This window comes from Nocardia sp. NPDC057455 (assembly GCF_042802775.1).
Lineage (GTDB): Bacteria > Actinomycetota > Actinomycetes > Mycobacteriales > Mycobacteriaceae > Nocardia.
This window is the reverse complement of the sequence record NZ_JBHVDM010000054.1, coordinates 11,998-26,112: the sequence shown is the minus strand read 5'-3', so window position 1 is coordinate 26,112 and position 14,115 is coordinate 11,998. Positions and strand designations below refer to the sequence as shown.

Annotated in this window: 4 protein-coding genes; all 4 read right to left on the bottom strand. The window is 70.6% G+C overall.

Annotated elements, in window-relative coordinates; all coding sequences use genetic code 11:
* Window positions 1–76: 76 nt before the first annotated feature.
* The 4 genes from ACFU5M_RS21765 to ACFU5M_RS21750 are packed head-to-tail and all read right to left on the bottom strand — an operon-like array spanning window position 77 to window position 14,110.
* Window positions 77–5,113 carry an amino acid adenylation domain-containing protein gene (locus ACFU5M_RS21765; protein ID WP_379052010.1) on the bottom strand — a complete coding sequence of 1,679 codons (5,037 nt, stop codon included), beginning with the start codon at window positions 5,111–5,113 and terminating at the stop codon, window positions 77–79.
* 54 nt (window positions 5,114–5,167) lie between these two features.
* Entirely contained in the window at window positions 5,168–9,703 is a 4,536-nt protein-coding gene (locus ACFU5M_RS21760; RefSeq protein WP_379052008.1) for an amino acid adenylation domain-containing protein, read from the bottom strand.
* Between the two features lie 35 nt (window positions 9,704–9,738).
* Window positions 9,739–12,789, bottom strand: coding sequence for a nocobactin polyketide synthase NbtC (gene nbtC, locus ACFU5M_RS21755; RefSeq protein ID WP_379052006.1), 3,051 nt, complete (start codon window positions 12,787–12,789; stop codon window positions 9,739–9,741).
* The gene (locus ACFU5M_RS21750; RefSeq protein WP_379052005.1) at window positions 12,782–14,110 is read right to left on the bottom strand and encodes a polyketide synthase; all 1,329 of its coding nucleotides are present in this window, start codon (window positions 14,108–14,110) and stop codon (window positions 12,782–12,784) included. The genes nbtC and ACFU5M_RS21750 overlap by 8 nt, the downstream gene beginning before the upstream one ends.
* Between the last annotated feature and the right edge of the window lie 5 nt (window positions 14,111–14,115).

Here is a 14,115-nt window from a genome sequence, read left to right as displayed (position 1 = left end):
AAACCCTAGTCGCCGCGGCCCCGCGGGCCGATCACGAGCCGGTCGCGGTCCGCCGACCGCGACCGGTTCGCTCGGATCATCGTTGCGCGGACCAGGATTCGCGCAGCATGGCCAATGCGTCACCGGACAGCCCCGAGGCCGACATCGGCTCGTAGCGATGTTCCTCGGGTGCCCGCGCCGCTTGCGTGGCCTGATCGGTGGCCGCGTCAACCGCCGCCGCCAGCTCGTAGAGCGTGAAGTACTCGAAGATCATCTGCGGGGTCAACGCCAGGCCCGCCTCGCCCGCTCGCGCCGCCCACTGGATCGCGATGACGCTGTCGCCGCCGAGTGCGAAGAATCCGTCCGTGCGGCCCACGTCGGTGATCTCGAGCAATTCCTCCAAGAGCGCGGCCAGCGTGCGCTCGGTCTCGGTTTGCGGCGGGCCTGGTTCGGCCTCGTCGACCGCGATCTCCGTGGTCGAGTAGCGCACCACGGTGCGCGCGGTGTCCCAGCCTTCCGGCGCGAGGTTCGATTCTCGCACCGCCGTATCTGGTTTCGTGGCGAACGCGGTCAAGATCCGCACCAGCGTGTCGACGAAGACCTCGCCGGAGGCCGGGTCGTAGAGCTCGGAGTTCACCACGACCCGCACCAGCAGCTCGCCGCTGGGTTGCACCAGGAAGTCCAGGTGGAAGTCCATGAACGCGGCGTCGTACTGCGGCGTGAGCGGAGTCAGCGTCGTCTCGCCGCGCGCGGCGAACTCGACCGTCGGCGCGGTGTGCCCGAACTGCATGATCACCTGAAACAGCGGGTTGCGGCCGAGCACCCGGGGCGGGTTGAGCGTCTCGACGATCCGCTCGAAGGGCACGTCCTGATGGCCGAGGGCGCTGAGCGCGGACTCGCGCACCCGCTCGAGCACGGTGCGCAGCGTCGGTGCGCCCGAGAGGTCGTTGCGCAGCACCATCATGTCGGCGAACAACCCGATCAGCCGGTCCACCGATCGTCCGGGCCGGTTGGCCACCGTCGCGCCGATCGGCACGTCGTCGCCACCGCCGAGCGTGTGCACCAGCACCGCGGCCGCCGCCTGGCACAGCATGAACTCCGTCGCGCCGGAGGTCTCGGCCAGGGATCGCAATGCCTGCCAGATCTCGGCGGGAACGACGCGGGTCGCGCTCACGCCGGCGTGGCCGAGCCGTGCGGGACGCGGCCGGTCGTGCGCGACCGCGATCTCCACCGGCAGCTCCGCCAGGGCGCCACGCCAGTAGTCGAGCTGGGTGCGGCCGTATTCGCTGAGATCGTCACGACCGGGTGCGTGGTCGAAGGTATCGCGTTGCCACACCGCGAAATCGGCGAATTGCAACGTCAGCTCCGGCCAGGCCGGAGCGGCGCCACCCACCCGCGCCCGGTAGGCGACGGTGAGGTCCTCGATGAACACCCGGCACGATTCGCGGTCGGTGACCATGTGGTGCGCCAGCACCGACAGCACATGGGTGCGCTCGTCCAGGACGAACAGGCGCAACCGGACCAGCGACTCCGCGGCCAGGTCGAAGACGTGATCTGCCTCGGCTTCCAGGGCTTCCTCCAGCCGGGCCGCCACCGCGTGCGGATCACCGGCGAGCACGGTGCGCGGCAGCTCGACCGGGCCCGCCGGCGCCACCCGCTGATACGGCGTCCCCTCGTGTTCCGGGAAGCTCGTGCGCAGCGACTCATGGCGGCCGATGACGTCGGCGAGCGCGTCGCGCAGCGCGTCGACGTCGAGTTCGCCGTCGAAGCGGAGGGCGAACCGGAAGTTCTCCCAGCCGAACGGTCCCTCCAGCTTGCGGCGCAGCCACAAGGCACGCTGCGAGTACGACAGCGGAACCCGTTCGGGGCGTTGCCGCTTCGTCGGCGTCGCGGCGTCGTCACCTGCGGGGCGGCCGGTGGGCGCTGCCTCGTCGAGGTTCTCGCCGAACTGATCGCGATACCGGGCGACCAGATGCGCGGCGAGCCCCGCGACGGTCGGGGTGTCGAACGGCGCGCGCACGTCGATGTCGATCCCGAAGGTGTCACGGACCAGGGCGACCAGCCGGGCCGCCAGCAGGGAGTGGCCGCCGAGTTCGAAGAACGAGTCGTCCGCGCCTACCCGCTCGGCATCGAACAGCTCGCCGTAGAGCGCGGCGAGCCGGATCTCGGTGGGCGACTCGGGCTCACGATAGCTGTGGGTCTTCGCCAGCACCGGCTCCGGCAGCGCGCGGCGATCGAGCTTGCCGTGCGCGCTCAGCGGAACCTCGTCGATCACGGCGAACGCCGCCGGGACCATATGCTCGGGCAATGTCGCCGCGACCGTCGCGCGCACCTGCTGGAGATCGATCTCGGCTCCCGGCGCGGGTACCAGGTACGCGGCCAGGATCGGACCGAGCCGCTCGTGGTCGGTGACGATCGCGACGCACTGCGCGACGCCGGGGTGATCGGCTACCGCCGCCTCCACCTCACCGAGCTCGATCCGGAACCCGCGCACCTTGACCTGTTCGTCGGCGCGGCCGACGAATTCGATCTCGCCGTCGGCGGTGCGCCGGGCGAGGTCACCGGTCCGGTAGAGCCTGCCACCGGGGAGGAAGGGATCGGCGACGAACCGCTCCGCGGTCAGGGCGGGCCGGTCCAGGTAGCCGCGGGCGAGCTGGCACCCGCCGAGATAGATCTCGCCGAGCACCCCCGGCGGCACCAGCCGCAACGAGTCGTCGAGCAAGTAGACGTAGACGTTGCGGTTCGGGAATCCGATCGGCACGATCCCGGTGCCCTGTGGCCCGTCGACCGGCATGGAGGTCGAGCACACGACCGCTTCGGTTGGCCCGTAGTGGTTGCGCAGATCGGCGTCGAATTGCGCGGCGAAGCGGTCGGCGATCTCGCCGGGCAGCGCCTCGCCGCCGACCGGCACGTGCCGCAACGCCCGCCAGTCGTTCGCCTCCGGAAGCATGAGGAAGGTAGCCAGCAGCGAGGGCACCATGTGCAGCACGGTGATCCCGTGCCGCGCGATCAGCTCGGCGACATAGGGAATGTCGCGGTAGGCGTTCGGTTTCGGGACGACGATGCTCGCGCCCGCGATCAGCGGCAGGAAGATGTCGGCCAGCGACGCGTCGAAGCTCACCGAGGTCGCCTGCAGGACCCGCTCCGGGATGCTCGCGTCCCAGTCGGCCGCGAAGCTCACCAGATGATCGGCGATCGCGTCGTGCGGGACCGGCACGCCCTTGGGTTGGCCGGTGGAGCCCGAGGTGTAGATCACGTAGGCGATGTTCGACGGGCGCAGCGGCGAGCCGCGGTCGGCGTCGGTCGGGTCCGTGTCCGGCAAGGCCGCCGCCTCGGTCATCGCCGCGGCGATCGCGTCGGCGTCGAACGACAGCGTCGGGCGGGCATCGGACAGCAGATATTCGATGCGATCCGGCGGATACGCGGGATCGATCGGCAGGTACGCGGCGCCGGACTCGAGCACCGCGAGGCTCGCGACGATGAACTCGATGGAGTTCGCCATGCGCAGCGCGACGAGCTGCTCGGGACCGGCGCCTCGACGAATCAGCCAATGCGCCAGCTGATTCGCCCGCCGCTTCAACTCGGCATAGGTCAATTCGGCGTCGTCGGACACCACCGCGACGCGGTCGGGGGTCGCCGCGACCTGCCGCCGCACCAGTTCGACCAAGGTGGTTGCCGGCTCGCCGACGAGCGGACCGTGCGACGCGGCGATGATCTCGGCACGGTCGGCGGCGCCGAGCATGTCGATCGCGCGGACCGGCTGCGCTGGATCGCCCACCGCGCCGGCGAGCAATGCCAAGTAGTGCCGCAGCAATTGCGCCACCACCGACCGGTCCAGCTCGTCGACGAGATAGGTGGCTTCCACGCGCGCGCCCGCGTCGTCGAGGACGACCATCAGGCCCAAGGGCTCCTGCGCGACCGCGCTCCCCCACGACAGCTCGGTGGAGCCGACCCCGGCGAGATCGAAGCCGTTCGCCCCGCCGCGCACACTGAAGCTCAGCTGCACGAGCTGGGCCAGGCCGTCGCTGCCCGCGATCCGATCCGAGCTCACCTCGCGAACCACCCGTTCGACACCGACACCTTGGTGCGCGAACGCGTCGCGGGCGGCGTCCCGCGTCGCGTCGACCAGCCCGGCGAAGGTCTTCGCCGGATCGATGCGGGCGCGCAACAGCAGCGTGTTGCCGAAATAGCCGATCAGTGTCTCGGCGTCGCGGCCGCGGCGATCGGTCACCGGCACCGCGACCAGGAAGTCCGTCGCCGCCGTGTATCGGTTGACCAGCGCCTGGAAGGCGGCCAGCAGCACCATGAACGGAGTCGCCGCACGGTCGCGCGCGACCTCGGTGACCCGGTCGAGCAGTTCGGACGGCAACGGCAGCACGCATTTGTCGGCGTTGCGCGTAGCCGCGGTCGCGCCGAGCGCCCCGGGCAACTCGAGCCGTTCCGGCAGCGGAGTGAGCCGGGCGCGCCAGTACGCCAGGTCGGCGTCGTCTCCGGCGGACCGCTCGGCGAGCGACACGTCGACGTACTGCGACCGGATCTCCTCCAGCGCGTCACCGCGGTAGGCGGCATTGAGCTCGGCGAAGAAGACCGACCAGGAATCGTCGTCCCAGCCGATGTGGTGGATCGTCAGCACCAGCACGTGTTCGGCCGGGCCGGTGCGCGCCAGCGTCACCCGCAGCGGAGACTCCGAGGTCAGGTCGAACGGGCGCGTGAATTCCCGCCGCGCCAGGACTTCGAGCCGCCTGCCTCGCCCTTCCTCGGACAGGTCGGCGAGATCGTGCTGCTGCCAGGCGATGCCCAGATCGGTGTGCGCGACCTGATACGGGTCGCCGTCCGCGCCGGCATGGTAGGTGGTGCGCAGGATCTCGTGCCGCGCGACGACGGTGTCGAAGGCGGCGCGCAGCCGCGCGCTGTCCAGCGGACCCTCGAGACGGTAGCCGACGCAGACGTTGAGTGTGGTGTCCTCCGGCGCGACCGTCTGCAGAAACCACATCCGCTGCTGCGCGGACGAGAGCGGAGCCGGTTCGCCGGGGCGCCTGCCGCGCTCGGGTGCCGCCGGCGCGGGCGCGAGTTGCTGTTCGCGCAGTCGCTGCTGGAGCAGCCGCTTGCGCCGCTCGAGGATCTCGTCTGACATGGTTGGTCCTTCAGGCTGGGAATTCGAATGGGCTGAGTGGCTCGGGTGTCGCGGTCAGTCGGCGCCGACGGTCACCATGGAGACGGCGCGCTCGAGCGCCGCGACGGCGTCGTGCCACAGCTCGGCGAGCCGGCCGACCTCGGCGGCGCTGAACACCGCCTCGCTCCAGCGCAGCATGGTCACCAACTGCGGCCCCTCGGTGGTGGTCCGCACCGCCGAGACGACATCGAGCGCGTAGCGAAGCGGGAAGTCGGGCTCCGCGACGAGCGGTAGGCACTCGTGCAACGCCAGATCCGGGATCGGCGCCCAAGGCCGGCCCGCACCGGCCATGTCGAACCGGCCCAGGTAGTCGAAGAGCACCTGCGGTTGCGGGGCGCCGGCCAACTCGGGCGCTTGGTCGAGGTAGCGCAGCACGCCGAAGTCCACACCGCCGTTGGGCAGTTCGGCCAGGTGCGTCGCGATGTGCTCGAGCAGTGCGGCGGCACGCGCCGGATCCGCCAGCGCCGTAGCCACATCCACGCTCTGGGCGCCTGCGCCGAGCCGGGCGGGCACGATGCTGGTGAACCAGCCCACCGTGTGCGCGCTGTCGATGTCGGCGCCGAGGACCTCGTCCTCCCGGCCGTGGCCTTCCAGCGCGACATACGCGCCCGCCGCTGGGTCCTGACCGCGTTCCGCGCGCCAGCTCGCCAGCGTCAACGTCAATGCGGCGAGCAGGAACTCGCGCACCCCGGCCGCGCCGCCGCCGAGGTTGTCCAGGATCGCCGCGCTCGTCTCGGCCGAGGTCGGCACGGGGTGGACCCGGTAGGAAGCCCAGGTGTCGGATGCCGGGTCGGGTAGCCGGGCGCCGAGCACCGGATCGGGTGCGGCGACTTGGCGCGTCCAGTAGTCGCGCTGAGCCGAAACCGCCTCGGTGCCCACCCGTTCGCGCAACAGCCGCGCCCACTGCCGGTAGCCGGTGTGCTCGACCGCCGGGGTCGGCGTGCGTCCCGCGACGACCTCCGCCCAGCACGCTTCCAGGTCGGCGGAGATGATGTACCAGGAGACCGGGTCGACGGCCAAGTGGTGGATGGTGAGCAGCAGCACGTCGGGGGCACCGGATCTGGCGAACCACACGGCGCGCACCAGGTCACCGGTGAACGGATCGATCTCGTCGGCGACCGCATGGCCGCGAGCCGCCACCGTCGCGTAGAAGTCTTCCCCTTCGTCGACCCGGGACAGGATGTCCTGCGCGCGTACGCTGCCCGGAGCGCGCGTATGGAGTTCGTAGCCCGCCGTCGTGCTGACGAAACGGGCCCGCAGCATGTCGTGGCCGTCGAGCAACGCCTGCAACACGGCGGTCAGCCCGTCGGAATCGATGCCGTCGGGCAGCTCGAGCAGATTGCTCAGGGCGAGCCTGCGGTAGCCCCCGTACTCGTGCATCCAGGACACGATCGGCGTCGGGCCGACCGGCCCGTAGCCCTCGGACGTCGACGCGCGTTCGTGGCCTGCTCCCGCGTCGATCCGCGCGGCCAGCTCCCGGATCGTCGAGGCGCTCAGCACCGCCTTCGGACTGATCGAAAGCCCGTCGCGCCGTAGGCGATTGACCAGGGAGATTGCCACGATGCTGTCCATGCCCAGGCCGACCAGGTCGTCATCGATGCCCGGAACGGGACCGCCGGACAACTCGGCCACCACGGCGCACAGGCGGTGTTCGGTCCCGGTACGCGCGGGCGTCGTGCTCGCTCCCGCACCGGTGGCCTGATCCTCGGCGAGCGCCGCGAGCCGCTTCCCGTCGAGCTTTCCGTTGCTGGTCACCGGCAGCTGCTCGACGACCAGAATCCGGTTCGGCACCATGTACCCGGGCAGCCGCTCGGCCAGTGCCGCGCGCAGTTCCACCGTGTCGAGTCCGTCACCCACGGCGAACGCGGCAAGGCCGGGACCGCCCGCTCGACGTACCACGACCACCGCGGCGGCCGCTACGCCCGGCAGCGCGAGCAAGGCCGTCTCGATGTCGCCGATCTCGATCCGGTAGCCGCGGATCTTCACCTGGTCGTCCGCGCGACCGACGTAGGCCAGATCACCGGAAGGCAAGCGGCGCACCAGATCGCCCGTGCGATACATCCGTTCGCCCGCGCGGTGTGGATCGGCGAGGAACCGGTCCGCGGTGATTCCCGGCATGCCGACATACCCGCGGGCGAGCTGGGCGCCGGCGAGATACAGCTCGCCCACGACGCCCACGGGCGCCTGCCGCAGCCGCGAATCCAGGACATAACCGGTCATTCCGGTGACCGGCGCCCCGATGGCCGGCTCGGCAGCGCCGTCGATTACCGCGGCGACCACCGCCTCGACCGTCGTCTCGGTGGGGCCGTAGCAGTTGTGCACGGCGGTATCGGGCAGCGCGCACAACTGCTTCCACAGCGGGACGCCGATGGCCTCGCCGCCGAGCGCGAGCACCGACAGCGGCGTGGTGCCCGCGTCGACCAGCCCGGCCGCGGCGAGCTGGGCGAACATCGACGGAGTCGTGTCGATCATGTCCAGTCCGTGCCGGACGATGCCGTCGACCAGGCGACGAGCGTCGCGCATCTCCTCGGCGTCGAACAGGTGGATGGCATGTCCGTCGAGCAGTCCGATCAGCGGTTGCCAGGATGCGTCGAAGCTGAGCGACCACGCGTGCGCGATCCGCAGCGGTCTACCGAGCCGCGCCACGGCGGGCCGGTAGACCCGGTCGCGGTGGTCGGCGAAATACGCGGCCAGCGCGGAGTGGGTGCCCACGACGCCCTTGGGTTCCCCGGTGGAACCGGAGGTGAAGATCAGATAGGCGGACTGGTCCGGGCGGCCGGGCACGGGTGCGAACGCGGGCAGACGCTCGGAGAGCTGGTCCATCAGCAGTATCTGCGAGCTGTCCCCGATCTCGTGGAGCGCGGGCAGGCCCCAGGCGTCGGCCAGGATCAGCCGCGGACGGGATCGGCGGACGAACGATTCGATGCGGGTGGCGGGCAGCGTGATGTCGACGGGCACATAGGCCGCGCCGGTGGCGAGCACGGCGAGGATCGCCACGATCGACTGAGCCGACCGCGGCAAGGCCAAGGCGACGACGTCTTCCGGACCGGCGCCGTAGGCAGCGATGACACCGGCCAATCGGCCGGCGGCATCGGCCAACTCGCGGTAGGTGTACCGATCTCGCTCGGTGCTGAGCGCGAGCGCGTCCGGCGTGGCGGCCACCTGGCGCTCGAACAACTCCCACACGGTCGCGCCGCGCACATCTTCGGCGACAACGGCGGGGGGCCGCGCGCTCTCGCCGGGCAGCAGCACGTCCAGAGCGTCCGGCCCGCGCTCACCGATCTCGGGCAACTGCCGCAGCACCGAGATCAACCGCGCCGCGACGTCGGGACCGGACAGGGTGCGCAACGCGGCCTGCACCGCCTCGACCGTCACCACCAGCTGCCCCTCGTACAGGAACGAGGTCACCGCGAGCGGGTAGTGCGTCAAGCTCTCCGACGTGATCGGCCGGAACCGGACACCGTCGGCCAACTCGATGGGGCGCAGCACGTCGGACATGGGCGCGTTCTCGTACACGAACAGGGTGTCGAACAGCGTGCCGGAACCCACCGACCGCTGAATCGCCGACAGGCTGACATAGGCGAGGTCACGCATCGGCGCCGACTCGCGTTGCAGCCGCGCGCAGTCGCGCACCACGTTGCCTGCGCCCACGGCCACGCGGACGGGGACGGTGTTGATGAACAACCCGATCATGGTCTCGACACCGGACAGCTCGTCCGGCCGCCCCGAGACGGTGGTGCCGAACACCACGTCGCTCCGGTCGGTCAATCTGCCGAGCACAACCGACCAGGCGTATTGCACGACGGTGTTCATCGTCAGCGCGTTCGCCCGCGCCCATGCCGTCAACCGGCTGGTGTCGGCCGCGTCCAAAGTCAGCGTGTCGATCGTGGGCACGATCGTGTTGACCGTCGAATCGCCGCGGTCGGCGACGATCAGCGGATCGAGATCACCGAGGTATTCCCGCCAGGCGCGCAGTGCGGCTTCGTTGTCGCGCGCGGACAGCCAGCCGATGTAGTCCCGGTAGGGCCGCGGTGCGGGCAGCGCGTCCGCCACGGCGCCCGCCTGGTACAGGGCGAACAGTTCCCGGAAGAACACGCCGAGCGACCAGCCGTCCAGCAGGATGTGGTGGGCGGTCAGGACCAGACGCCGGGTGTCGTCGGGCAACCGCAGCAGCAGCACGCGCAGCAGCGGGCCGCGCGCCAGGTCGAACGGCGCGCGCGTTTCTGCCGCGATGACGGCGTCGAGTTCGGCCGGATCGATCGCGCGTTCAGCCCAGGGCAGCTCGGCGGCGGCGGGCACGATCTGCACCGGCCGCGGAAGGTCGCGATCCCAGAACGACGCGCGCAGGTTCGCGTGCCGCCGCAGGATCGCCTCGACGCTGCGGCGCAGGAGTGCCCCATCGACGGGGCCCGCGATCTCGTAGACGAATTGCAGTGCGTACAGATCGCCTTCCCCGGCCAGCCTGGCCAGCGAGAACAGACCCTCCTGCAACGGGCTCAGCGCGAGCACGTCCTCGATCTCGGGCATGGGCGCCTGCGTGTTCTCCGACATGAAGCGGCCTCCTGAGCCTGTGTTCTCGGGCACCATCAGCCTCGGTTCTCGGACATGAGCAGCACGACGTCGTCCAGGGACGCGCCGCCCAGAATGGCCGCGACCGGCAGTTCGCGGTTCAACGTCGTTTTGATCCGCGCGCGCAGGTCGACCGCCTGCAACGAGTCGAAGCCGAGCGCCACCAGCGGGACCGAGCCATCGATGTGGTCGGGACCGTCGACGAGCATGACTTGTCCGAGTTCGCGCCGGATGATCTCCGCGAAATCGTCTGTCGCATCCGCTTGCGGCTCGACGGCGGTCGATGGCGGCGGCGCGGACGCGGTGGCCACGGGAGCCGAAGGCTCTGGAGCCGGGAACGCGGAGGCGAAGACCGTTGTCAGGCCGACGAGCTCGACCGTCTCCCGCAGCCGCTCCCAGTCCGCGGACAGCACCACAGCGTTCCCGGTGCGATCGGCGAGGCCCGCCGCGATCGCGGGCATGGCGGGCATGGGCTGCAAACCCGCACCGAGGATCCTGGCCTCCACGGCGGCGTGTTCCGCGCCGGGCAGCCCCCACAGTCCCCATTGCACCGACACGCAATCCCTGCCCTGCGCCCGCAGCCGGACGGCGAGGCTGTCGAGCATGCGATTGGTGGCCGCGTACAACGCCTGTTCGCGCCCGCCGAGCGTGGCCACGAACGAGGAGCACAACAGCACGGTGCAGTCGGCGGCCAGCGGCACCGCACGCAGCACCTCGGCGACGCCGAGCACCTTCGCGGCGGCTGCCTCGACGACCGCCGCCGGTTCGAACCCGGCCCACGCGTACTGGACGGCGGCGTGCACCACCACACTCACCGGACGCTCGGCGAAACGCCGCGCGAGGTCGGCGACCGCCGCGCCGTCGGTGATATCGCAGGCCACCACGTCGATTTCGGTCCGGCCGAGCTTGCGTATCACCCGCAGCCGCTCGGTGAGCGCGCTCGTCTCCCCGGTGCGGTTCACCAGGGTGATCCGGCGCGCGCCGTCGCGGACGAACTGCGCGCAGAACTCCAGCCCGACACAGCCCGTCCCGCCGAGGATCACTACCTCGCGCAGATCCGGAGAGGTCGAATCACCGGACGGCTCGGCCCGGACGAGACGCTTCGCGTGCAACTTCCCGTCCCGCAGGGCGAGTTCGGGCTCGCCCAGCACGTGAATGGCTTCGAAGATCTTGTCGGCCAGCGCGGCCGGGTCCTGCGCCGCGGCATCCGGCGGCAAGTCGAGGTGCCGGAAGGCGATGCCGAGATGGTCCAGGCCCAGGCTGCGATACGCGGCACTCGCCGCCGAGTGCCCGAGGGAAGGAACATCTTCCGCGGTCACCGCCTCCGCACCGGTTGTCACCAGCCAGCATTCGGTGACACCGGGAACTATCGCGGTCAGCGGCTCGGCGGTCCGAGCGAACGCGGCGAGTTCCGCTACCGCACCTTCCTCGTCGTCGGCCGCGACCGGCGCGAGCAGCAGCACCATGGTGTCGGCGGGGGTCTCGGCGTCGGAGATGGCGGCCCCGTGGCGCGGAGCCCGCGCTCGCATCGCCGTCGCGAGTGCGTCGGCGCGACCGTCGTGTTCGGCGAACAGCACGGTCCGCGGCTCGGCCAGCGCGATTCGGGACAACTTCGCCCACTCCTCGCGCAACCGCACGGGCGGCACGGCGACCGGGACCGGCGCCTCCATCCCCGACTGATACGGCGCCCACAGCCTTTTCTGATTCATCACGGTGGCGGGGAAGTCACGCAACGGCAGCGCCCGCGTCCGCTGCGCCGATCCGGTGCGCAGGGCCTGCCAGTCGTAGTGCGGATCGTGCACCGCGACCTCGGCCACATTGCGGGTGAACTCACCCAGCCCGTTCGCGGTGCGCAGCGACGTCCCGACGATGCGGAACTCGCGGGCGGCCCGCGCCGGCTCGGACGCGACGCCGGACAGATTCTCGCGCAGCGCCGGCTGCAACGTCGGGTGCTCGGCGATCTCGACGAAGGTGTCCACGTTCTCGGACGCCGCCATGATCGCGCGATCGAAGCGGACCCGGTTGCGCAGGTTCCAGTACCAGTAGTCGTGATGCGTAACCTCGGCGGTGATCGCCGCGCCGAGCGTCCCTCCATAGCAGTCGATCTCGCCGAGGGTGAAGGTCTTGCTGCTCAGTTCCTCCAGCGCGGACTGGAATTCGACGCGCAACCGTGTCATCGCGGAGGTGTGCGATGGGAAGGACATCTGGATCCGGCGCGCGAACAGTCCCTTCGCGGTGGCGGTCGCGACGAGTTCCGCGATTGCCGCCTCGTGGCCGGAAACGCCGATCAAACGAGGTGAGTTGATGATGGAGACCTCCGCCCACCCCGAATTCCGGGCCAGCAGCTCCTCGCACTCCTCGCGTTCCGCGCCGAGTACTGCCACCGCGTACCCGTCCGACAGGTCCCGCTCCAAGAGCTGGGCCCGGTGCGTGACGACCAGCACCGCATCACGCAATGTCATCGCCCCGGAGACCACACAGGCGGCGAGTTCACCCTGGCTGTGCCCGATGGTCGCGGTGGGACGCACTCCCGCCGCCCGCCACATGGCGGCCAAGCCGATCAGGTGGAACATTCTGGCGGGCTGCACTTCCCAGAGTGTTTCGCCGTATTCCTCATCGGCCGCGAGCAGATAGTGCACCGGCCGCGCATGGCCGTATCGCTCCTCGTGCACCGCCGCGCACTCGTCCACCGCGGCCCGGTACGCCGGCGAGAAGTCGTAGTAGGGCTTGCCCATGCCGGGGCGCTGGCTGCCCTGGCCAGGGAAGACGAATCCGACGCGACCTGCCGGGACGGCGCCGTCGGAGGTCACCACCGCGGGATGCGCGGCGTCCGCGGCGACCGACCGCAACGCGTCGAGCAGCTCCTCGCGCGTGCCGACCATGACCAGCGCGCGATATCTGCGCGCGATCCTGGTGCGGAACAGATGGCTCGCCAGTCGATCGGGGTCCACCCGGGAGTGGGTGTCCAGGTAGGCCAGGATCGCCGCGGCCTCGGCGCGCAGCCCGGCGGCGCTGTCCGAGGAGAGCAGGACCGGGGTGGTGCCGTCCGGCAGCCGGTATTCAGGCATCGCTGTCCTCCTCCAGGACGGGCATCCCGACGATCGCGTGCGCGTTGGTCCCCGCCACACCGAATGCCGACACCGCTCCGTAGCGGACGCCATCGATCGGCTCCCACGGTGCGTATTTCGTGGCCAGCCGCAGACTCGTGGCCGCCCAGTCGACCGCGTCGGTCGGGTTCTCCGCCCACAGACTCGGGACGACGTGACCGTTCGCGCCGCACAGGAGCATCTTGATCAGGCCGAGCATGCCCGCCGCCGCCTGCGTGTGACCGATGTTCGACTTGACCGATCCCAGCAGCGCGCCCCGCGCACGCTCGGGCGCGCCGTACATCCGGATCAGCGCGGTCAGTTCGATGGGGTCGCCCACCGACGTGCCGGTGCCGTGCCCCTCGACGAGTCCGATGTGTTCCGCGCAGACGCCTGCCGCGGCGAGCGCGGCGCGGATCAGCCGCTCCTGCGCGTCCGCGCTGGGCACGGCCAGCGGGGCGCCCTTGCCGTTGTGATTGACCCGGGAGCCGAGCAGCCGGGCGTAGATCCGATGACCGAGCCGCCGTGCCCGCGATTCCGGCTCCAGCACTACCACTCCCGCGCCTTCACCCCACAGCGTCCCGGTGGTGCCCGCGGAGTACGCGCGGCAGTGGCCGTCGGTCGACAGCGCGTTGTTCTTCGCGAACTCGACGAACATGCCGGGTGAACCCATCACGCACACGCCACCCGCCAGGGCCCAGTCGCATTCGCCCGCCCGGATCGCCGCCGCCGCCTGATGCAGAGCGGTCAAACCCGCCGCGCAGGAGGTGTCCACACTGATCGAGGGCCCGATCAGGCCCAGGCTGTGCGAGATCCGGCCGGCTACCGCGCCGAGCGTGGTGCCGGTCATCCGATAGCCGCTGTGCTCGCTGACGCTCGCCATGCGCGGGCCGTACTCCAGCGGTGTGACGCCCATCCAGCACCCCGCGTCGGCACCGTCGACGGCGCCGGGATTCAGGCCCGCATCCTCGACCGCCCGCCACGCGACGCGCAATCCTACGCGCTGCTGCGGATCCATCGCGACGGCTTCCCGCGGCGTGATCCCGAAGAACGCCGGATCGAATTCCGTTGCTTCGGACAGAAACCCACCCGCGTCGCGAACATCGCTCCAGCCGTCGTTGCGGCCGAGGGTGAGCAGCTGTTCGATCGGCCATTCCCGGTCGCGGGGCAGCGGGCCGATGAGCTCTTTCGAATCGGTGAGCGCCGACCAGAATTCTCGTGGACTGTTTATTCCGCCGGGGGCCTCGACCCCGATTCCGACGACGACGATATGGTCTTCGTCCCCCGAAGCCGATCCTGACATGGTGA